Consider the following 22,332-nt stretch of genomic DNA (forward strand, 5'->3'; position numbering starts at 1 on the left):
GGTCTCGGCAGCGCCGAGACCGCCGCGATCGGACAAGAACTCGGTGATCGAACTCGCGGACCTTGTGGACTTCCCCGGGCCCGGGTACCGCTCAGCTTGAATCGCTGCCAGAGCCCTCCCGTTGGCTGATCCAGGATTCGACAGTCCGCAGGCGCGTCCCCCTCCGGTTGCAGCGCGCCACTCAGAGCTTCTTTACTAATAGGTACAAATCGATCTAAACCATGCGGTCCGTGAGCTAGGCCGCGGAGGGCTCCGCCGTCGGGTGGGGCGTAGTTGCCGCGTGCCGGTGCGCTGGGCCTTCAGTCGGTCTCTGGTCGGGTTGCCGCAAGGGAGATGTGGACATCATGGGACAGCTTGATGGCAAGATCAGCCTGGTGACTGGCGGCTCGACCGGGATCGGTCTGGCCATAGCACGTGGGTTCGTCGCCGAGGGCGCCACCGTGTACCTCACAGGCCGGCGCAAACCCGAACTTGACGCGGCTGTGGAAACCCTCGGGGAACGGGCCATCGGCATACAAAGTGATGTCTCGGATCTCGATGCGCTGGATGAGCTGTTCGCGATCATCCAGGGCGGCAGCGGACGGCTGGACGTTGTCGTCGCCAACGCCGGCGGCGGCGAGCTGGCGCGGCTGGAGGAGATCACCGAGGAGCAGTACCGTTCGACCTTCGACATCAATGTCAAGGGGACGATCTTCACGGTCCAAAAGGCACTCCCGTTGCTGCCGGACGGCGCCTCGGTCATCGTGCTCTCGTCCACCAACGCCTCGATGGGCGTCCAGGCCATGACGGTCTACAGCGCCACCAAGGCAGCTATCCGCAACCTGGCCCGCACCTGGGCCGCCGAACTCGCGGGGCGCGGCATCCGTGTCAATGCCCTCAGCCCGGGACCGATAGAGACCCCTGGCATCCGCGGTCTGGGCAGCCCGGCAAAGGGCGAACGGCAACTGGCAGACCGTCTCGCCGACGAGATTCCCCTCGGCAGGATAGGACGCCCCGACGAAGTCGCCGCCACGGCCGTCTTTCTCGCCTCTGACCAGAGCTCCTTCACCACGGGAGCCGAGCTCTTCGTTGACGGCGGCCTTGTCCAGGTCTGAATACGGCCGCCATGTGCTGGCATCGCCGCGAAGAGAGGCCCGAAGACGGATTGGCCCGGCTGCCGGCGGAGGCCTGGGGAACTGCGCCCCGTCCTTGAAGTGCTGATTCTTGCCTCAGGCGTCGAAGAACTCGGAGCCGGGAAGGGCCAACCCATGTCAGTGCAGTGCGGGACCGGCTGCTGGTGTAATGCCTCGATCTAGGGGAGCAGGTCATGCCCTCGCGACAACCGGGCCGCCGAATCTGGGGCGATAGAGCCTATCCGCATCTTGCGGGAGACCAGCTGGCCCGACTTTTTGAGTTCGGAGTTCCGCAGAACATCTCCGCAGGGCAGTTTGTATTCCGTCTGGGAGATGACAAGTATGACCTGGTGGTCATCGAAGAAGGCCAGCTTGAAATCATCAGAGAGGCAGGGCCGGGTTATTCCGAGGAGGTGATTGTCACCTTCGGACCGGGAGAATTTATCGGTGAACTCAGCATTCTCACGGGACAGTTCGTGTATCTCCCTGCCCGCGCTGCCACGGATGGCCGCATCTATCGAATCCCACCCGACCGGTTTCGCTTGCTGATGGAAACCGAGACCGCACTATCCGACATCCTGCTCACCGCTTTCAGGGCTCGACGTGAAATTTTGATGGAGTCCGCCTCGCACACCATTGAGGTCATCGGAAGCGCTTCCTCTGCCGAGTGCCTGGCGCTGCGCTCGTACCTTGAACACATGGCACTTCCGTATCGCTGGATGGACGATGCAACGCCGGACGGGTTGCTGCTGATGGGGCTCGCTTCGCTCACCGCAGGTGATTTGCCTGCTGTTCTCCTTCCGGGGCGCTCGCTACGCAACGCCACACCCGGAAGCCTCGCGATGAATCTCGGACTGTCACATGAAGGAATCAAGGACGAAGAGATAGACCTCGCTGTCATCGGGGGTGGCCCTGCCGGACTGGGTGCCGCGGTGTATGGATCATCAGAGGGACTCGGGACTGTCCTGCTTGATGCCGTGGGCCCTGGAGGTCAGGCAGCAGCTAGTTCCCGCATCGAGAACTACTTGGGGTTCCCTAACGGAATCAGTGGCGCCGAACTGACCCGCCTCGCCGCCATACAAGCGCTGAAATTCGGATCTCGCCTCTACTCGCCTTCGTGTGCCGTAAGCCTCCAGCCCCTTGCCGACCGGATTCAGATTTCCCTGTCCGACGGCACGGATATTCTTGCGCGCGCCGCTATTATCGCTACCGGTGCCCGCTACCGGTCCCTTCCGATCGCCCGCTGGAAACACTTCGAAGGGGCAGGAATCTATTACGCTGCCACTGAGCTGGAAGTCCGTTCGTGCGCAGGCAGGTCGGTGGCTGTGCTGGGAGGGGCGAACTCTGCAGGGCAAGCAGCTCTGTTCCTGGCCGGTAAATCAATTGCAGTCAACATCATCCTGCGCCGCGACAACATCAGGGCCCGCATGTCTTCTTATCTTGTTCGCCGTATCCTCGCGGATCCGCGGGTTACCGTGCATACGTCAAGCGAAGTGACAGCACTCGAAGGGGAAGACTCTCTGGAGGCCATCAGGATCAGAAATTCCGCTACTGGCGTCGAATCTCTGCTGGGATGCGGCGGGCTTTTCTGCTTCATAGGTGCAACACCGGCAACTGATTGGCTAAATGCAGCCTGCGCAGCCGACAAGGACGGATTCGTATATACCGATGTGCACATTGATGAAAAAAGTCTGGGGCCGCCCTGGCAGGAACTGCAACGTTCCCCACTCCCCTTTGAAACGAGCATTCCCCGTGTCTTTGCCGCTGGCGACGTACGACATGGGTCAATCAAGCGTGTCGCCGCCGCAGTCGGCGAAGGGGCCTCTGCCGTTTCTTCCGTTCATCAGGTCATAGGGGTTCCCGGGGTCCCCTTCTGAGGGTGAGCGGGGCAGGCAGTACAAGCTTGGCCGTTGGGGCGAGCCGATGTTCGCAAGCCTCGAAACAGGCTCGTACTGTCCTGTCTTCGCCCCGTAATGCCCCTTACGCGGCGTACAGTTTTCTCATGGCCCGGCCTCGGCAGTTTGACGACGAGGAGGTTGTGCGGGCTGCTCGCGACCAGTTCTGGTCCCACGGTTACGACCGCACCTCCATCGACGATCTGAGCGCCGTCACGGGCTTGGGACGCGGAAGCCTGTACGGGGCATTCGGAGACAAACACGCCTTGTTCCTGCAGGCTCTAGACAGCTACAACAGTGACGCGATCAGAGCCTGGCGTTCTGCTCTGCGCGGCCCGGGACCGGCCCTCCCGCAACTGGAGCGCTTTGTGCGCGACATCGCCGAAGCGATCAGCAGGGACGTGGAGCGGCGCGGCTGCATGATGGCCAGGAGCGCCACGGAACTCGCCGCGGTCGACAAGACCGTCGCCGAGCGGATTGCTGCGACTGTCCGCGGAATGCACAGCGAGCTGTCGGACTGCCTTGCCCGGGCCCAGGAGGAGGGCTCGCTGGATGCCGAGGCGGACACGGACGGTCTCGCAAGCCTTCTCCTTGCTGTGCTGCGGGGACTGGAGGCCCTGGGCAGGGCGGGAGCCGCAGCGGAGGTTGTCACCGGCGCTGCCGAGCAGGCACTGGCCCTTCTTCCCCGCGTGTCCACGAACGAGCCGGCGCCGGACCGGCTGGAGGACCGTTCGGCGCCGTGACCCGGTCCTGTTCTGGACGGCCCTTGGGTTTTCGGTGCCATGGGCCGCATGCCCAGGAGGTCTTGCCCCGCCAGACGTCACGGGCGTCGCCTGGCCATTGGCGCGCAAGCCGCCTACGAACAGGACGATCAGCAGCACAGGGGCGCCTACCAGGGATGGATGAGGACGATGCCGACCTTGCCGGGCCGTCGCGTGTGTTGCACGGCCTCTGCCAGGTCGCCGAGACCGTAGGTGGCAGCCAGGCAAACCGGTCCTTGGCCGCCATCGCGATCATCTTCGCGGCGGCGACGTCGGATGTCTGCCTGCCGAGGGAGGTGTCTGACATCCAGCGGCCGATGCTCCTGCCGCGCAGCGCCGGCGATTTGTGCACCTGGTCGCCCGGGGGCTCATGGTGCGACCAGATCGTGGCTGTCCTCTATCAGCTCCCGAATCAGTTCGTCCGGGACATCGCCGGCCAACGAAATGTTGACCCAGTACCGCTTGTTCAGCTTGTACGCCGGGTGCACTGCCTCGAAGCGGTGCTGCAACGCGGTGACCCGCTCCGGATCGGCCTTGACTGTCACCTGGTCGTCCGGGAACTCATGGCCACTGAGGATGGCAAACACCTTGTTGTTCGCCACTGTCTTGAACACCACGCGGTCCGGGGCGAACGGACGCGACTCGCTGACTCCGGCGAAAGAGAGCGCCAGCTCCCGGACGTCGTCCACGTTCATGGCTACCTCGCTTCCATAACGGAAGTTGCAGGACTCCGCCCTTGGTAGCAGGGGCTACTAAGGGCGGATGAGGACGGTGCCGACCTTGCCGGGCTGCACCGCGTGCTTCACGGCGGTGGCCAGCTCGCCGAGGTCGTACGTAGCGGCCACGTCGAACTGGTTTTGGAACGCCAGCGCGATCAGTGTCGCGGCGACCGCGTCCGATGCCCGCCTCTCGGCGGATGCCTCCAACAGCCACCGGCCGAGGGTCGCGCCCCGCACTGTCAGCGCGCGGTGCAGCAGTGTCGACGCATGCACCGAGATCGGCTCGTCGGCGAGTTCCCCGTAAATAATCAGTCTGCCGCCCGGCGCCAACAGGTCCAGAAGGCTTTCCGTCAGCTTTCCGCCGACAGGGTCGAAGGCCACACTGAGCGGGCGGCCGCCGGCTGCCTTGCGGACCTCGTCGGCCCAGCCCGGATTCTCCGTGGCAACGACCGGGACGTCCGGGAACCGCTTGCGCAGCTCGGCGGCACCGCGGTCACTGCGGACGACGTTGACCAGGCCCACGTTGTGGTACTGCATCACGCCGGTTACCAGCCGCCCGACCGACGAGCCGGCGGCGGCCTGCACCAGATAGCCGTCGTATCCCAAGGCCACGTGCTGCTCCGCCTCACGGCGCAGCATCACCGCGGTCAGTGGGTTCGTCAGCATCTGCGCGGCGACCTCGTCCGACAGCTCATCAGGCACGGGGACGACCGTCTCAGCGTTCGCCAGGATCCACTGTGACCACCCACCCGGCAGGGGAAAGGCTGTTACACGGCCGCCAACCTCGACGCCCGGAGCCACGCGCGTATCCGGGCCGATGGCCTCCACCAAGCCGGTCCCTTCCACGCCGATCGGTACCGGCCCTGCAGCCGTCGCGGGGAAGGCATCGAGGCCCAGGAGATCACCAGGGTGAACCGGGAAGGCCGTGGCACGGATGAGGACCTGACCGTGCACGGGTGCTTCCGGCTCGGGCTCCTCGATGACGGTCAGGACGTCGGCGGGCGCCCCGCTACGGGTCCAGACGACACGACGGTTCATGATTCTCCTCCTGTGCGCTGGTGTGTATGGGGCTTGGCCGGGGCGTCAGCCGGCGTCCTGGAGCAGCAGGTGCTTCGCGCTAAGCGGGCCGTCCAACTGCATCAGCCGGCCTCCCTCCCGTAGCCCGCCGAGGTCCAGGGCGGCGAATCCGAATTCGCCGAGCAAGCCGGCCACGGCCGCCTTCGCGTCGGCGTCGTCGCCCGCGTAGAAGACCACCTGACGGCCTTCCTCGTGCTGGGGGTCCGCGGCGATGAACGCGGCGAACAGGGTGTTGAACGCCTTCACGATCCGCGCGCCGGGCAGGCGCTGGGCGACCCATTCGCTGCCCGTGAGGTCGCCGACGTCGTAGCGGCCCCGCCAGGGGTTGGCCGCGGCGAACTGGTTCGTCGTGTCGACGACGATCTTCCCGGACCAGTCGGCAAGGCCGGTCAGGTCCGGCACTGCGGAGAACGGCACCGCGAGGAAGACGAGGTCCGGCTGCGCCGCCTCCTCGGCCGTCACCGCGTGGGCCTTCGGTCCCAGCTGCTCCACGACCGCCTTGAGTGTCTCCGGGCCCCGGCTGTTGCCGATGAGTACCTCGTGCCCGTGACGGATGGCCTTGTCGGCGACGGCCCGGCCGATCTCTCCCGCGCCGAGAATGCCGATGGTGCTCTGTGCGGCCATGCTGCACCTCCTTGATCGTGTGCCGGGGATCGTGCCGGCGCCCCGGCAGCGGCTGTGTGATCGGCTCCGGCTGCTTCCTGCCGGGATGGTCCCGGCTTCGGCGGCAGGTGCGGCTGCGCCTACGCGCGATGCGGGTTGAAGTCCAGCAGGACCTTGCCGTTCTCCCGGAAGTACGCGAGCGCCTCGGGAAAATCCTCCGCCTTGTAGACGGGCGCGGAGGGCAGGACGAGTCTTCCCTCGGAGACCAGCCGCGCGGACTCCGCGTTCAGAGCCGGAAGCCGGGGAAGGAACTCGTCCTGGTACATCCAGAATTCCGTCGTGGTGATGTTCTTCGTCCCCAGTACGTCGGGATCGGGCGTGAACGGCCGGCCGCTCAGATACCCGTAGATCGCCAGCAGGGCGCCGTCGGTCAGTACGTCCAGCAATAGTGCGGTCGCCGCACCGCTGACACCGTCAAGGCCGAGCAGCACGGGATCGGATCCGATGGCTTCCCGCACGCGCGCGCCGGCGTCCGCCGAGTCGACAACCACGATGTCGGCTCCGAGGTCATGGAGTTCGCTCACGAGTTCCGCGCGGCGCACGATGTTGATCGTGCGCAGCCCTCGTTCCTTGGCGAACACAATGACCGACCGGCCCACCCCGCTGTTGGCCGCGTTCTGCACCACCCAGGAGCCGGCCGGGAGGTCCCGCAGGCCGACCAGGAGCCCCGCGCTGACGGGATTGATGGTGAGCATCGCTGCCTGTTCAAGACTGATGGACTTGTCCACCACGGTCAGGTCTGCTGCCTCGGCCACGACCCGCTCGGACCAGGAAAAGACGCCGAAGGGAAGCAGGACCCTCTCGCCGGGGCGGACCTCGATGACGCCGGGCCCTACAGACACGACCGTCCCGACGCCCTCGTTTCCGATGGCTGTCGGCAGCTCAGGGCGTACGGGGTAGACACCTTGCGCCAGGAGAAGGTCATGGTGGTCAAGCGGGGCATACTCGACCTGGACCAGCGCCTGTCCGGCGGTGGGAGCCGGGGGCTCGGGCACGTCCACCACCTTCAGGCTCTTCTCCGGCTCCCCGAACTGCGTGAGGTGAATGGCGAGCATGGGACACGACTCCTAGCTTTGTCGCCGTCGCTTCTTGAAATTCGAGACATCGCTTCGGATACCGACGGCCCGGTCCCCGAGAGACTCCACTGGTGCATCCAGCTCGGTTCTGCTCCGGCCCGTGAGGTGGACGGTGGAGCCCTCGGCGACGAACCGGGCTATGGCCAGACTGATCCCGGTCGAGCAGTCACAAACCGACCTTGCCATCAAGCTGTCCCAGGATGCCCGCTTCTTCCTCGATGTAGCTCACCCGGAGACCTGCAGAGAGCCCAGCGCACCGACACGCGGCAACCCATGCCCGTCCGCCTTCACGCCACCTCACGGACCGCACGGTTTAGATAGATTTGTACCTACTAGTAAAGAACCCGAACAGGGACACTGCAACCGGAGAGGCACTCGACCTTGCCCAGTCTTGCAACTGGCTGAAAAGATCCTTCGGCGGTCAAGCCTTCCTGACCCCACCGTCCCCACATATCGAGCAGCCTGCACGACGATCGCAACGCTCTGACCTGCACGTTTACGAGGCGCTGCACATAAGTGCCTGCGGTGATCAAACTTCGATGACACAAACTCGCGTCCGTCAAAGTCCGATGGCAAACGGTCAAGATCCAGTGGCACGGGACACCCGCCATCGGCTGGCCGCCGCGGCGGAACCGTCACCGGCCACGCTCACCACCCTCGCCCTCGCGGTCGGCATCGTCGGCGGGATCTACGGCATCGGCGGCGGCTCCCTGCCCGGCCCGATCCTCGCCGCCTGCGGCCTGCCCATGGCCCGCCTCGCCCCGGCCGCGCTCGCCGCCACCTTCGCCACCTCCCTCCTCGGCGCCCGCTTCCAGCGCCGCCTGCCCGAGACCCCCCTGCGCCTCCTCCTTGGCACCCTCGCCACCAGCATCGGCACGCTGCACGCCATTCAGGCACTGGTATAGGCCCCGCCGCCCGGACCGCGCCCGACCCGGCAGCAGAACCGACCCGGCACTGATAGAACGGCTCACCGCGCAGGTCCTAGACGGCGACACCGTGCTGGACGACCTGGCCCGCCAAGCCAAGGGCGGCTCCGACGACGTCGTGGCCCACCTGCTCGCGCAGGCACGGAGCGGAGACGACCAGTAGGGGAAGCCCAACAAGACCAATCTCACCGGGATTTCCTGTACCTCAACTACTCACGCCCGAAGCTGCCTAGGCCCCCGGAGCTGCCCTGTAAGGCGGACCACGGTCGCCTTCTCCCCGAACGCTGTCGCCTCGCAAATCAACCAGTTCCTCACCATGACCACAGCGCCGCGCAGCATCTCGCCGACGGTACTAACCTTCCACCCTCGGCGGGCTGGACGCACGAGGAGACAGCTCTTCCCCCACTGCAACCTGGCCACAACATGGGCCACCATCAGACCTCGAGCAAAAGGTCTCCACGCCCGATGGGCCACAATCACGCTGGGTGAGCACACTGAAGTCTTTCGTGCGCTACTGAAATCTTCACTGAAATGAATCGTGCGCTACTGAAATCTTCAGAGCTGTCCGACACCCGGGCTCGTTCTGGCGTGCCGCCAACTTTACCGACAACAATCACAGTTGTTGTCGGTTACTGATTAGTAGAGAAATTCTCGCCGCTGCAGGGCGGCGGTCAACTACCTTCACGGTGCCGTCGACTATCTAAGTAGGGGCCAGCTAGACCTACGGGGCACAATCACGCCGTACTGCGCCTTCAGGCAGTAGTCGAAGTGCTCCACAAGGGCCTGCCTCCAGCGGGAGCATTGGCCCCTCACACTCAAGAACCCCGGGCTGGCCACCGCAAGAAGTTCGAGGTCAGCGACTTCGACAGTTGCAGCACACGAAATTCGGGGCCGTCGAAGTACGGGAGTTGCCTGCGTGTGCGGTACCACATGGCACAGGTTGTAAAGACCGTCCATGGGCGTCCACGTCAGTCCAGGGCAGGTGCGTAGTAGCAGGTCAGGGCATCGCGGTCCGGGGGAGTCGGCGTAGTTGGTGACAGACTTGTGAGAGCGCCGGTGATACGGCGAAGCCCCGTCGGAAACATCACGACGGGGCTTACGCATGGAGGGGGCTATGACAGAGTGCGGCGTCCGGCAGCACGGGCACTGACGCTTGGACTCCCGGCTCTGGAGCACCGGGAGCAAGGATGCCGGGCGTGGTAGGGCCTGGCCGACCACACGGCACACACGTTCGCTCAGCTCGCCGAACGGCTTTGCCTTCGCGAATATGGCGAGTCCCTCGACTGGCCATTGTGCCTTCAGAGCGCGACCAGGAGGCGGTGTCCAAACCATCGACGGAAGATCGCGGTGCCCCGTTATAGGGGCAGTGCGGCCAGCGTTGCTGCCGTTCGGCGTGGCGGCCTCATCTTCGAGGCCGCCACGCCGAACGGCTCGGAGCCGTCCCGGTATCTACAGGTCGGTGCCGCTGGCTTCCTTCAGGATTTCGATGCTCTCAGGGTCCTTCGGCTCGGAGCGTCGGTACTGGGGGTGGCCAAGGTCCATCTGAAGCGCGGCGTGGAGCGGGGCCGGGTATCGCGTCCGGTCTGACCAGGAGAGCGCCTGGTGACAAAGCCGCGCCGCGGCAACCGCGAGAATCTCTCGGTCGTAGCCGTCCCGCGTGTGCATCGGGGTGATCTCCCTGGTGGTCATGCTGTACCAGGGTGCGTTCAGTTCGTTCTCCTTGCGCTCGTCGGCATTCTTCGATGCTTTCCCCGGGTCGGCGCGCCAGCGGGTCTTCCACTGCCCATGGCGCTTCTTGCCGTAGTTGCGGGGTTCGGTGAACAGGAACCAGGGGTGGCCTTCGGGCCGGGCTTCCGGGTAGTAGAGGTCGCTGGAGGTCTTGAGCGGGACGGTCTTGCCGTTCTTCTGCTTCTCGGTGACGGCGACCAGACGGGGCATTTCCGCCTGCGCGCAGTTCATGCGGATGATGCTGACCGGATTCCAGGACGGGGGCAGTCCGCTTGCGGGGAGCCAGAGGCGCGGGTCCCCGGGATCTTTTCCGAGGCCCTGCTTGTTGTTGTGGAGGCCGGGCCATACACGGCGGCTGGCGTGACCGTCGATCATCAAGGCGTAGGGCAGCCCGTCGAGTTCGTCGTGGAGCTCTTGGAGGGCGGTGCGGACGTCTTCACCGGCCTGTGCCCAGCGCTGGATTTCGCCGTCGCCGTTTTCAGTGTGAAGAGGGTAGTTGGCGGCGTGGAAGTTGCTCTGTGCGAGGGCGTAGTGCTCCCACTGCGGGTGGATGTTGCTCCAGCCGATCATGCGCCACGGGCCGCCGGGTTCAGGGGAGGGGATGATCACGCTGGCGGTGATGATCCTTTTGGGCTGGCCCTTGTACTTGCGGTCCGTGGCCTGCTTGCGGATGTGGATGCCGCAGAAGGCCATGCGGGGCAGCGGGTAGGGGTCGTCGCCGGGGTAGAGGGCACGCTCGAAGCGGTCGTCCACGACCCCGCACGAACGGTAGAGGTCCAGCAGACCCATGTAGACGCGGTGATCCTCGAAGGCTTTCGCGGGCCTCTTGATGATGGTGAAGGTCTTGGTGAACGGGTCGTACTCGCGGCCGACGAGGAATTGGGACGGCACTGCAGCCTTGGCGAGCTCCCGGACGACTTGGTGCTTGGCGTCGTTCTCCGCCAGGGCGGTCTTCACTTCGGCGGGCTTCATGCCCTCGTGTTCCTCGCCGCGCACCGGGATCTCTGTTTCACACCAGGCGGCGAGGAGGACGCCGGGTTCTGCGAAGGTGCCGGCGATCCTTTGGGCGTCAGTGGCGCGCTGAGTGCCGGGGCCGTGCTCCAGCAGGGCTTCGGCGTTGCAGAAGACAGCTTCGATGCCGTCCGCGAGCGGGAAGGACTTCTTTCCGCCAGGGTCCGGATCGATGCCCTCCGGGTCCAGCCCGTAGGGGTGGGCGAGACCGTGGATCATCCGCGTGAGGGTCGCGTCGCGGTACCACAGGCACAGGATGCGGAGTTTCTTGTATCCGGCCGCTTCGATGGAACGGCGAATACCCTCCGGGGAGGGCTTGCCGATGAGATCGACGTATTCGCCATCCTGCTTCTTCTGTTTCTTCTCTTTCTCCTGGGCAGCGGTGGCGGGCTCGTGGGAACGCTTACCGAAGACATTCCCCTTCGACTTCAGGTCGAGCAGGGAGACGGCGTCACCGAAGACTCGCTGGATGTGTTCCCGCAGCAGGGAGAGATGGTAGATGCCGGCGCCGGTACCGACAGCGAAGGAGTCCGTCTTCGGCATGGTCGGCCTGATCGCGCCAGGAGGAGGAGTCAGGATGTCGATCCTCTTGCCATTTTCGTCCCTGGCGTTCAGGCGGCTGCGCTCACCGGCGACGCGTTCCTCGATGGCGTTGAGCGATGACCGGTCGGCGTCCATCTTCGCCAGGATTTCCAGCGCATGCTTGTTCGTCTGCCGCAGACCGCGCCCATCCAGGGACACAGACATGATCGGCCGGTCTGTTCCCTGGTCCACGAGAACGGTGCTGGCGTGGATCACCGTGTTGTTGATGCGCCGGATGTGAGCGTCAAGATTCAGGACGGGGTTCGGCTCGGCCGTGTAGGTGGCCATCTTCACCGACAGGCGGGACAGCGCGTACTGGACTTGACTGCGGGTGGGGTTCTCGGGACGGGCCTTGAGCGCTTCGGCGAGGTCGACCGGGTGGGCGAGGGTGGCGAAGACCGGGCCGATGGGCTGTTCCCAGGCGATCAGGTCACCGTTGCTGATGGGCCGGTACTGCACGGCCGCGACGTTGTCGGAGGGCTGCCAGCCGACGGTCCTGTGTTTCACCTGGCCGTTCGTCGCCTCGTACGCCTCACGGACCGGCTCGACTTCCCGGTCGAGGAAGGGCTTTGCCGCCAACTTCTTGGCGATGTGCCACTTCACCGCCTCATAGGCCCAGCTGTCCGGACTGGCGGGCTTGCCGTCTTCCTCTTGGAGGATGTTCTTAGCCAGGCTTCGGCGCTCAGGAGCGACGTCCGCGACCAGTCGGGCCAAGGTGGGTGGATCCATGAAGGGGATCTCATCCAGAGGAATCCGGCGGACGATGCCTTCCAGGTAAGTGAAGACCGTCCTGAGGGCGTCGGGCTCCACGGGGTTGAGCGTCACCATGAAGGCCAGGTACTTGTCCAGGTAGACGTAGCCATCGGTGATCTGCTGGAGCACGGTGACAGCGATGGAATAGGGGACCAGGAAGGGGTCGGATTCCTGGACATCCTTGATCCATTTCGCGTTCTTTGAGGCCGTGCTCCCCAAATCCCGCCAGGCCGTGCGGATGGGCGAGTGGTAGTCGCCGAAGTCCCAGACCAGGGCGGTCATGCCGTCCAGGAGCTCGGGGGTGCACCGGATCGATGTGGTGTGCGCGGTGAGATCCCGCTGCGTGTTGCTTCGCCCCATGAGCGGGGGTACCTCGTCTCTCGGTCTCTCCGTTTGGGAGAGGATGCGGGTCCGTCTCCGCCGCGGCAAGGCGGAGACGGGCGTGGTCAGTTCAGAGCGTCTCGCGGTCGAGCCCTGCATAGGTCAGGAATGCCTGAAGCGCTTGACCGTAGAGCTCATTCATGATGTCGCGCTGTTTCGGAGTCCAGTCGCGGTAGATCTGTTCGATGATCGTGGCCAGGTCGGAGCTGAACTTCTTGTCGTGGATGGAGTGGTCCACGATGTGGAGGGTCATGTCGGTCTCGCCCCGCCGGGCACGGCCGGCGAGCTGGATGAGCAGGACGAGCATTCCTGCGACGAGTTCCTTGCGCAGGTCGTGGTCCATGTTGGAGAACCGGGCCGGGGAGCGAAGGATCTTGGTGAGTTGCTTCCAGGAGGCTTCGCCTGCTGCGCGCAGGACGGCCAAGGGCTCGTCGCTGCCGCCGGCGGGAAGGGTGTTGTAACCGGCGGCGTTGACGCTTGCGTGCAGCCAGTCGGTGTCCTCGATGCTCAGGACAGGCCGGACGCACAGATAGATGTCGCGGACTGCCGAGCGCGTTCCGACGACGATGTTCAGGCCCCGGCCGATGACGGCGAGGGGGGCGATAAGGATCTCTCCGCGGTCGGGGAACTCCTTGAGCTCTTCGCGGACCATCCGGTCCACGTGGGCAGGTAGGTGCTCCTCGTAGTTCTGTTTCTCCGGCTTCTTCACCAGCAGGCAGATCCGATGGTTCAGCCCGTCGGCCTGTGCCACCCCGGAGGCGAGGTAGGCGGCCTGCTCATAGGAGTTGACGGCGAGGATGACGCGGGCCCGTTCCGGTTCGTGCTTCTCCAGGCGGGCCAGGCGCTTGGCGAGCTGCTGCTCGTACAGGCCCCGGCCGAGATCGCGCAGTGCGTTGGGCTTCAGCTCTGGCGGGAGACCCCCGATCCTCATGGCATCCCCGCTGCTGCCCCGTACAGGCGTGGCGAGGGTGACGATGGACTCCGGACGGGTGTCGGGGAGCCACCAGCGGACCGGGGCATGGATGTGTTCCTGTACGGCCTGTGGTAGGTAGGCGGTGGCGGACAGGCCCATGACGGGACGCTGCACGCCGGCCGCCAGCAGGGCGGTGAGGCCGCCGAGTTCGCTGACGAAGGTGTGCGGATCGCCGCCGAAAGAACGTGACAGGAGTTCCGCTTCCTGCTCCTTTTTGTCCATGCCCTTGACCTGGTAGCCGTGGATGGAGCGGCCCAGCATGGCCAGGGGGTAGAGGGTGGCGACCGTGCTGCTGCGCATGCTTTCAAGGATCTTGCGGACCGATCCCAGGTCGAGATAGCGCAGGGTCTGGGCCTGCATGCGCAGCTCGTCCAGCGCGCTGTCGAGTTCCCGTAGCACGGTGCGGGTGATCAACAGGTTCACCACGGCGGCCTGCTGATGCGCATCGGGCACGAGCTCACGCAGGAGCGTGCGCATCGCGTCGCGAGTGTCGGTGAGGTGGTCCTGGCCGCGCTGCGCGGTGAGGATCGTCAGGGCTGTTTGGATGGCGTCCCAGTCGGCTCCGTCGGGAAGCTTGGCCTCCTCATCCGGTCCGGCCGCGTACCAGCGGGCGGGCATGATCTCGTCGAGGAAGGCGAACAGCTCGGGCGGAACGTCGTCGGCCGCGGTCTGGTGGGGGAACAGGAGCTGAAGGATTTCACGGTCCCTCGAGCGGGCCAGGCGCCAGCCGGTGTTGTCGCGGCTGGCCCCGTCAGGGCTGTCCGCCTCGTTGCCCGGGTTCAGCCTGAGCCCGCTGCCTGAGCAGAGCCACAGCAGCAGCATCTCGGCCATGAGCCGCGCGTGGCTGACCGGCGCTGCAAGGGACATCTCATGGACGACGGGCAGGTTCCTGGCGTCCGAGTCGATCTCCCGCAACGCGGTCGTCCGTTTCCGGGAAGCCAGAGTGAGCTCCGAGGTACAGCGGCTGATGGCGGCCGTCTGGAAGGCATCGATCTCATCGATCACCAGCGCATCGCAGGCGCGCAGCGTCATCTCCAGCACGCTCATGCCCCTGGTGCCACGTGCCTTGCCGCGGAACTCCTGCCCGTCCAGGACGACGCCGATGCGTGTGCGGCCTTCCAGGAGGTTGGCGTGGTTGGTGACGATCACGGCCGCGTCGGTGGCCCGGTAGAACTGCTGGAACTTGCCGCACACCGGGGCGAAGGAGCAGGTGAGCCGGGTGGAGCCGGTGGCCGGAGAGGTCAGCGAGGTGCAGTTCTCCTCCCCGTACGGATACAGGGTGGGCGGGTCCATCAACGCTCGCTGCGCGCAGCCGGCCGACAGCAGCGCGATGTCGGTCCTGGCGCGCCGGTCCCATTCGTCGATCTGGGTGGAGGTACCCAGGGCGGCGTAGTCCATGGCCCGCCGGTGCATGCTCGACGGGGACATCAGCGGAGTGCAGTGAGCGGGCTCGGCTAGGTGCTTGTTCTTGTGCAGATAGGCCAGGTCGTTGTTGATGTCCCAGGCCATGTCCAGGGTGGCGCGGACATCGGTGACGGCGAGGGCGATTCGCCGGTCGTTGAGCGCTGCCCAGGACGCCATGACCCGTACGAGTACCGTTTTGCCGCTTCCCGTGGGGGCGTTGAGGACCTGCAGGTCTCCGGACGTCAGGTCCAGTTCGGTCAGCTCGCCGTCGGTCGTCTTCATTGCCTTGAAGAAGCGCTTGAGCACCTTGTGCAGGTAGGCGACGCTCTTGTCCTGGCCGCTAAGGATCTTGGCGACATCCAGGAGTTGGTTCACTGTCGGCGCGACCCGGTCGCGCTGCGGGCGGGTGTGCACCTGCGGGAGCACCTCGTGGCCGGGCGCTTCAAGGAAGCCGGGAGTCGCCTGGATATGGATCTCCCTGCTGGTCGTGCCGTGCTCTTGGCCCAGGTAGGCCGTCCTCGTCTTGAGGGTTCCTGGGCCCGCGAACGCCTGTGCCTTGGGGCGCTTGCCGAAGGTGAAGAACGGCCCGGTGACGCGTTGTGCGTATCCGAGGAAATCCCCTCCCACCCTGGGGATCACCGCCTCGGCCAGCTGTGGGTCTCCGGCCGGCAGCCGCAGCGAACCTCCCGACCTGTCCGCGAGGTCGGGATCGGGGGCCAGGGTGCCTAGGAGCGCGAGGACGGCGGCCCTGAGTTTCTTCGCATCCGTCCATTCGGGAGCCATCAAGGCCATCACCTGACGGATCAGGTTCCGCTCGGCCACTGGCAAGCTCGCCCAATCCGACCAAGCCTGCGGCTTGCGGTGGGCGAAGAACGTGGCTTCTTCGAAGCCGGCCAGGATGCGCCCCTCGTCGTCCTTGCGGGGAAAGTAGTGCGCGGCCAGAGCGAGTGCTCCAGCCAGGCCGGCTTCCTTACCCGTCATCTCCCCGCTCACGCCTTGCCCTCCTTGATCTGCGTGATGACCATCTCGAGGTAGTCCGTCGCGGTCATCGCCGCCTTCATCCTGTATGTGCGGCACACCGCGTGGAGCTGGGCCACCTGGTCCTGGCGATGGTCGGGCACTACCAGGTACTCGGCGCCGCCCTTATCGCCGCCGTCCATATGAAGCTTGCTGACCAGGTGATTCGGCCAGGTGTAGTCTTTGAAGTCAGCAGGAAAGTGCGGCTGTTCGCTTCCTTCGCGGGTGATCCACAGGTCACACTGGTCCCCGTTGGGCCACAGATGTGATGTCCAGGCGGTTCCCTCCAGGGCCGCCGCGGCGGCTCGGTGCAGGGCCAGTTCGGGTAGGCCAGGGATGACGGTGGGCCTTGACCCCTGATCTTGGACACACGAGACACTGGGTCCTGAGGATCTGAGAACGGACATCTCGTGGTCATGAAGAACTATCCGCCGCAGTTCAAGGCGGACGCGGTCGCGCTGTACCAGTCGCGGCCCGAGGCGACGATCCGGCAGGTCGCTGCCGATCTGGGAATCAACCCCGAGACCTTGCGGAACTGGGTGCGGGCAGCCGGCGTGAGCCGGCCGCGGGGACGCCGGGCAGAGGTGCCGGCCGAGCCGCCGACACCGCTGGAGGCGGAGAACGCCGCTCTGCGCCAGAAGGTCCGTGAACTGGAGGAGGAACGCGAGATCCTGCGCAAGGCGGCGAAGTATTTCGCCGGGGAGACGCGCTGGTGAACCGCTTCCAGTTCGTTGCCGACCACCACCGCCGCTACGGCGTGAAGCGGCTGTGCACCATCCTGGGCATCGCCCGCTCCAGCTTCTACTACTGGCGCCGGACGGCCGCGGACCGGGCCGCCCGGCAGGCGGCCGATGCCCGCCTCGCCACCCGGATACGAGCCGTGCACAACGAATCGGACGGCACCTATGGCGTCCCCAGGATCACCGCCGAATTCCGCGACGAGGGCGAGCGAGTCAACCACAAGCGGATCGCGCGGGTGATGCGCAGCATCGGCCTGGCGGGCGTGCGGCTGCGGCGCAGGCACCGCACCACGATCACGGACCCGGCCGCAGCGAAGGCCCCGGACCTGATCGGCCGCGACTTCACGGCAAGCGAGCCGAACACGAAGTACGTCGGCGACATCACCTATCTCCCGCTGGACGGCGGGAAGTTCCTCTACCTGGCCACCGTGATTGACCTCGCCTCACGGCGCCTGGCCGGCTGGGCGATCGCGGACCACATGCGCACCGATCTCGTCACCGACGCCCTGGCCGCCGCCGAACACACCCGCGGCAGCCTCGCTGGAGCGGTGATACACACCGACCACGGAGCCCAGTACACCAGCCGGGCCTTCGCCGCCGCCTGCCGCCAAGCCGGCCTCCGCCAGTCCATGAGCGCGATCGGCTCCAGCGCGGACAACGCACTCGCCGAGTCCTTCAATGCGACCTTCAAACGCGAGACGCTCCAAGGCCGCAAGACCTGGCCCAGCGAACGCGAGGCCCGACTCGACGCGTTCGGCTGGCTCAACCGCTACAACACCCGACGCCGTCACTCCCGCCTCGGACAACGCAGCCCCATCGCCTACGAGACGGCACTCGACACAACATCAACTACCCTGGCCCAAGCCGGATAGCCCGTGTCCAAGATTCCGGGTCAAGGCCCGGTGTAGCGCCACACCGGCCGTACCAGCGCCATGTACTCTGCGGCCGGCTTAGCCTGCGGCACGTGCGGTACGGCCCCGGTCCATAGGCGTGCGAACCGGCCGGACGGGACCCGGCATTCGAACGTCGGACTCAGTTCGGGGGCCGACTTCTTCCGGGCGGTCACGACGAACTCGTACGACGCGCCCGTCTCCTCGTGCCAGGGGTACAGACACCGCACCCTGCCCCTTGTGCGCGCGCCGGTGCGGGCAGCTGTCACCTTCATCGGCCACTTGCAGGCGGGGCAGGGCCACCACCAGCCGTTGAACTGCGCGTACTGGGCGATCGGCTTGTAGAAGTCGTTCGCCCGGGAGGGCAGCTTGAGCTCCGTGAGACTGCCCGTCGGCACCGTCGGGTTCTCAACCAGAGTGGTGCGGTGCCTCTGGTAGAAGGAGCCCTTGATCGCGCTGAAGACGGCTTCCTGGCTGTACTCGTCATCCAGCTTCGGTTTCGTTACCTGCCCGGTGAACTTCCCGACCTTCTGCGCGGCCCGCAGGACGCGCTGGGCTTCGTGCCGGAAGTCGAACCCGTCCTCCGTGGCAACGCCCTCGCTGTCCATGAGCCGCACGCCAGCGAGAGCCTCGCTGTCGATCCAGTCGGGCAGCAGCCCTTCCAGGGAGCCAGCCCGGTCGCCAGTGAGCCTGCCCATCAGTTCGTCGAACAGGATCAGGTGCCCCGGGCCGCATGCCGCCATCAGGATGCCGTGGGCCTCCATGAGGCGGTCCAGGCGTCTCGGCCCGTCCAGTCCCTCGCCGACCATCGCGTGCTCGCACACGGCGAACGCCTTGACGATTTCCAGCAGTGCGTGAGTCTGCTGAATGTCCGTTGTGTCGTCAGCTTGCATCACGTGCCGGACCATACGGCAGGCCACTGACAATGGGCCCTGGGAATCCCGAGGGGAGTTCAGCCAGAGCTCTCGTCGAGGCCCTCGGTGTCGATGCTGGGATACAGGCCGCGGTAGGCGTCGAGGTGGTCGGCGATGTGGCTTCGCCCGGAGTCGGTGAGGAACCACCGGTACGGTCCGTGAGTCACTCCGTCGGGGTGCCGCAACACGATGAAGCCCCGGCTCGGGGTCCGTCCATCAGGGCTTTGCCCCACCGCCAGGTAATGCGGCCCACGCCCGGCGAGGCTGCCGTCCACCCCCTGCGCTCCGGCGCGCGCGACCCGGACCATGATCTTCCAGAGCCACAACGACAGCAGCGGCGCAGGTGGTCCTGCTTCCCGGGGAGCCCCGAGGGCCGCACGGGCCACCGCTCGCCCGTGCCGGGTCATCTCCACCCGGGTACGGGGGATATCCCCCAGACCGTCGACATACAGCCGGTCCCGGTACACGACGATCAGGCCACGCCGCTCCAAAGCGGCCACCGACGATCCAGCTCCTGGGTCATGTACCCCCGCTGCGCGCAGCCCCTCCTGAATGCGGGTGTACCCGACTACATCAGACGAGGCGGAGACTGCCAACGTCATGCGCCGCCATTCGGCTGCTGGTCGCTGTTCCGCTCCCACCAAGCGGGCCTGCCGCTGTTCTTCCTCTACCTCCTGGTCGTGACGGAAGATGCACGTCAGATAGGTACGTTGCCGCTCGTTGAGGGCCCTCCATACAGCCATCGACTCCTCGGAAGGCTGACGGGGACGTCGGACGGGAAGCACTGGGAGAGGGTCCTCCGGGCGGCTGCGGCGCCAGGCATCCATCACCACCCGGTCGGGGACTCTATAGACCTGGGCGATCATGTGCGCCACTCTCCCCAGGGTCTCGGGAGATCCCCACATCCAGCCGCGCACACGTCTGCCGCGTTCAAGATCGCGGATCTTCTCGGCGCTGATATGCAGACCGTGTGCACCACGCTTGCGTCGTAGAGCTGAGGCGGCCTCTTCCGTGCTCAAGCCAGCATCACGACGCAAGTCGGCCAGGCTCTCGGTACCCGGTTCGCGCCCTGTCAGATCCTGCGCACCACATCGCAGAACCTCTAGCAATCGGCCGAAAGCTCGGTCACCAACAGTCCGTGTTCCCGCTTCCCAGTGGCGTACAGCACGTGGCGTAACCCCTACAGCCTCGGCGAGCTGTTCCACGCTCATGTCTCTGAACAGTCGTTGGCGTTGGAGGGCCTGGGGACGGAGGGACTGTGCCATACCGGAAGCAAAACGTAGTGAACAGTTCACTGCAACTATTCACGACGGGGCGATCCTGATCCCGGCCAAGGCGGTTGCGGGCAACTACCGTCCAGAGCTTGGGGCCATCGCTGGTCGCCCCTCAGGACGCGCGCGGTCTGTGCCTCTCGGTCGCAGGGCCGGCCAGCGAAGGAGCCGTGGTGCACGACAGGGTGGCGAGGTCGCTCCGGTCTTCGCCGTCGTCGGCCACGCCGAAGGGGACCGTCCCCGTAACGTGTTCTCGTCGGTGGACGCCTCCGTGCACCTCGGTGACCAGTCCACCAGCGCCGTTGGTCGGCGCCTGCCCAAGGGGATGCGGCCCGAGATCGCGCCGGGTCTGGAGGGCGCTGACCGTGATCTGGCGATCCGGCTGCTGACCCGCCCCGAGGGTGCACCGTGGTGGAGTCTGAAGTTGTACGGCTCTCAGTCGTACGACGGCTACCGTTCCGGCAGGGCGGACCACCCCGCTGTGGGCGAGCTGCCGCCCATCCTCGTCGACTCGCTCGGGGAGCCGGTGGTCGCGGCCTGGACGTCGCCGGAGGGCGACCAGCGGTGGTATCTCATCCCCGATGCCACCCGCTGGGAGAGCGTCCTTGGCTGGCTGGTGCACCGGGCACTGCCGGAGTACGTGCCCGCAGCGCTGCGCCGGGCCAGGTCACCGTTCTTCATCGACCCCGATCTGCAGACCGTCGGTGAGCAGAGCGCTCGCGACGCGCTGGAGGACCTGGAGGCGCGGTACGCGGCCGATTCTCAGGCGCATGTGCCCTCGTGGGTCAGCTCGCTTCAGGACCACGCCCCCCAGACAATGACCGCCGCGGCTGCAACCAGGGCGACCGAGACGGCCCAGACGATCGCTGTCCGCGCAGAGGTTTGCTGGGCCCCTCCGCTGACTTCGGCTCGCGCTGATCCACGATGGCGCGCGACCGCAATAGGCGCCGTGACGGTCACAGAGGAGTTGTCGCCCGTGATGATGTTGATGCTTTGGAGTGCTTGAGCGACCTGGTCCGGTGTCGGATCTTTTTGCCCTTGTGGCATCGCGGCCCGCAACTCCCCGACGAGCTGGACGAGTCGCGTGCGGACCTGGTCCAGAATGCCCTCCAGGGCTGACGGGTGCACAGCCCAGTACAGCCTGAGAACCTGCCTGGGCGAGTTCTGGCTCATGAACACGGCCAGGTCGGCAGCCATGGCCGGACCGAGCTGCACAGTCTGGCCAGGATTTCCGGCGATGAGGGACTCGATCTGGCCGACGCCCTGCCCGAGGCGAAGTTCGCCGCCCAGGCTGTCACGGGCGAAGTCCGGCAGGTCGAACATGCTGACCGGCTGCTCCCGAAATTGGTACATCCCAGCGAGGCCATCCATCACCAGGGGGGCTGAGATTCTCCGGTAGTCGGGAATCGGCACGTCCGTGCCCTCGTAACCCTGGAGTTCCCGCAGCGCCCAGGCCCGCAACGGTTCGGAGTGAGCGTGCCCGCCCAGGGTGATCACCTGGCGCAAGATCGGCGCGAGCGGGCGGCTCTCGTCGAGGACGTCGCCTTCCAGTCTGTCGAGGCGGCTTCGGCGGAATCTCACTTCACGGCCACGGTGACGATGACGCCAGCAACCGTCCCCAGAGCGGCGATGGCACCCCAGATGACCGAGGTGCGGTGCCACCAGGGCTGCGGAGTCGCGGGCGCGGGTTCATTGACGTTGGCGCTCGCGGTGCCGCCGCGGTCCGCTTTCGCGTTCGGCGCCACGATGTTGAAAGTGGAGCCGTCGCCTCCTGTGATGTTGAGGGCCTGTTGCGCGGCCGAGTTGATCTGGTCGGGGTTCGGGTTCTGCTGGCCCGGGGGCATGGCTGCTCTCACTTCCGCGACGAACTGGGTCAGACGTGTTCTGATTTGATCGAGGACGCCCGCGATACTGGCGACGGAGACGTCCCAGTGCAGAGAGGTGATCTGGGAACCTTCGTTTCCCTGCTGATGCTGCTCCTGCGTCATCAGTAGGGCGTAGTCGGCAGAACCGGGCGGGCTCAGGCGTACCGACGCCCTGTCGGTGCGGGCGACCAGCGCTTCGAGTTCCCGTACTCCTTGTCGGATCGGCGCGCTCTCCCCGATGCCGCGATCCTGGGCGTGTTGAGGTAGTTGGTTTGGACTGACCCGCTGGGTATTGTCCCGAATGATCTGACCTGGAAGGTAGAGATCGACCACGACTTCGAGCGCGGCTGGCACCTTCCGGTAAGAGGGCAGCTCATCGGACGCCGCGTACCCCTCCAGCTCTTTCAGCGCCCATGCGCGCAGCTCCTCATGGCGCGCGTAGCCGGCCAACATGAGGCACTGCCGGAGCGCAGTGGCGAGAGAGGCAGCGTCGTCTAGGACGGCGCGCTCAAGCTGCTCTAGTCCTCGGACGTCGGGAGTCGTCACGGCATCCAGTTTGCATGGCCCCACTGAC

Annotated in this window: 15 protein-coding genes and 1 pseudogene; 5 read left to right on the forward strand and 11 right to left on the reverse strand. The window is 65.9% G+C overall.

From position 1 onward, the window contains the following. Positions 1-344 precede the first annotated feature (344 nt). From ACWD3E_RS20310 to ACWD3E_RS20320, 3 genes are all read left to right on the forward strand, one after another. A complete protein-coding gene (locus ACWD3E_RS20310; RefSeq protein ID WP_055492251.1) occupies positions 345-1,094 on the forward strand; it encodes an SDR family NAD(P)-dependent oxidoreductase in 750 nt (249 codons plus the stop codon). Between the two features lie 212 nt (positions 1,095-1,306). Beyond that, a complete protein-coding gene (locus ACWD3E_RS20315) occupies positions 1,307-2,989 on the forward strand; it encodes an FAD-dependent oxidoreductase (protein WP_451388935.1) in 1,683 nt (560 codons plus the stop codon). A gap of 125 nt (positions 2,990-3,114) precedes the next feature. Then, positions 3,115-3,750, forward strand: a complete 636-nt coding sequence (locus ACWD3E_RS20320; RefSeq protein ID WP_055492062.1) for a TetR/AcrR family transcriptional regulator — start codon at positions 3,115-3,117, stop codon at positions 3,748-3,750. Positions 3,751-4,136: 386 nt separating this feature from the next. Here ACWD3E_RS20320 and ACWD3E_RS20325 read toward each other — a convergent pair whose 3' ends face one another. The 4 genes from ACWD3E_RS20325 to ACWD3E_RS20340 form a co-directional block, all read right to left on the reverse strand. Next, positions 4,137-4,463 carry an MmcQ/YjbR family DNA-binding protein gene (locus tag ACWD3E_RS20325; protein WP_055492063.1) on the reverse strand — a complete coding sequence of 109 codons (327 nt, stop codon included), beginning with the start codon at positions 4,461-4,463 and terminating at the stop codon, positions 4,137-4,139. 57 nt (positions 4,464-4,520) lie between these two features. Further along, on the reverse strand, positions 4,521-5,525 hold the full coding sequence (locus ACWD3E_RS20330; protein WP_055492064.1) for a zinc-binding dehydrogenase: 1,005 nt from the start codon (positions 5,523-5,525) through the stop codon (positions 4,521-4,523). A gap of 45 nt (positions 5,526-5,570) precedes the next feature. Then, positions 5,571-6,218, reverse strand: coding sequence for an NADPH-dependent F420 reductase (locus ACWD3E_RS20335; protein WP_371330074.1), 648 nt, complete (start codon positions 6,216-6,218; stop codon positions 5,571-5,573). Between the two features lie 89 nt (positions 6,219-6,307). After that, entirely contained in the window at positions 6,308-7,282 is a 975-nt protein-coding gene (locus ACWD3E_RS20340; RefSeq protein ID WP_055492066.1) for a zinc-dependent alcohol dehydrogenase family protein, read from the reverse strand. Positions 7,283-7,920: 638 nt separating this feature from the next. On the opposite strand from ACWD3E_RS20340, the pseudogene ACWD3E_RS20345 reads away from it, so the two are divergent. Then, positions 7,921-8,208 (forward strand): annotated as a pseudogene (locus ACWD3E_RS20345) (sulfite exporter TauE/SafE family protein); the annotation flags it as partial. 1,470 nt (positions 8,209-9,678) lie between these two features. Here ACWD3E_RS20345 and ACWD3E_RS20350 read toward each other — a convergent pair. The 3 genes from ACWD3E_RS20350 to ACWD3E_RS20360 form a co-directional block, all read right to left on the reverse strand. Continuing rightward, the gene (locus ACWD3E_RS20350) at positions 9,679-12,663 is read right to left on the reverse strand and encodes an RNaseH domain-containing protein (protein ID WP_451388936.1); all 2,985 of its coding nucleotides are present in this window, start codon (positions 12,661-12,663) and stop codon (positions 9,679-9,681) included. A 91-nt stretch (positions 12,664-12,754) separates the two neighbouring features. Further along, positions 12,755-16,054 carry a hypothetical protein gene (locus ACWD3E_RS20355; RefSeq protein WP_451388937.1) on the reverse strand — a complete coding sequence of 1,100 codons (3,300 nt, stop codon included), beginning with the start codon at positions 16,052-16,054 and terminating at the stop codon, positions 12,755-12,757. Further along, positions 16,051-16,485 carry a restriction endonuclease-related protein gene (locus ACWD3E_RS20360; RefSeq protein ID WP_451388938.1) on the reverse strand — a complete coding sequence of 145 codons (435 nt, stop codon included), beginning with the start codon at positions 16,483-16,485 and terminating at the stop codon, positions 16,051-16,053. The genes ACWD3E_RS20355 and ACWD3E_RS20360 overlap by 4 nt, the downstream gene beginning before the upstream one ends. 3 nt (positions 16,486-16,488) lie before the next feature. On the opposite strand from ACWD3E_RS20360, the gene ACWD3E_RS20365 reads away from it, so the two are divergent. Continuing rightward, positions 16,489-17,690 (forward strand): IS3 family transposase gene (locus ACWD3E_RS20365; RefSeq protein WP_451388939.1). Its coding sequence is split into 2 segments (ribosomal slippage): positions 16,489-16,780 and positions 16,780-17,690, totalling 1,203 coding nucleotides; the frame shifts between segments, so codons are not numbered across the junction. Between the two features lie 20 nt (positions 17,691-17,710). Here the strand turns inward: ACWD3E_RS20365 and ACWD3E_RS20370 are convergent. The 4 genes from ACWD3E_RS20370 to ACWD3E_RS20385 all read right to left on the reverse strand — a co-directional run bounded on the left by ACWD3E_RS20370 (position 17,711) and on the right by ACWD3E_RS20385 (position 22,304). Further along, the gene (locus ACWD3E_RS20370) at positions 17,711-18,604 is read right to left on the reverse strand and encodes a hypothetical protein (RefSeq protein WP_451388940.1); all 894 of its coding nucleotides are present in this window, start codon (positions 18,602-18,604) and stop codon (positions 17,711-17,713) included. Between the two features lie 56 nt (positions 18,605-18,660). Next, a complete protein-coding gene (locus ACWD3E_RS20375; protein WP_058082585.1) occupies positions 18,661-19,887 on the reverse strand; it encodes a helix-turn-helix domain-containing protein in 1,227 nt (408 codons plus the stop codon). 801 nt (positions 19,888-20,688) lie between these two features. Next, positions 20,689-21,474 (reverse strand): AbiTii domain-containing protein, encoded by a 786-nt coding sequence (locus ACWD3E_RS20380; protein ID WP_351728173.1) that lies wholly within the window; start codon positions 21,472-21,474, stop codon positions 20,689-20,691. Continuing rightward, complete coding sequence (locus ACWD3E_RS20385) at positions 21,471-22,304, reverse strand: AbiTii domain-containing protein (RefSeq protein ID WP_361292715.1); 834 nt, start codon at positions 22,302-22,304, stop codon at positions 21,471-21,473. Before ACWD3E_RS20385 ends, ACWD3E_RS20380 begins: the two co-directional genes overlap by 4 nt. Positions 22,305-22,332 lie beyond the last annotated feature (28 nt).

This window comes from Streptomyces sp. NPDC002676, from assembly GCF_053592455.1.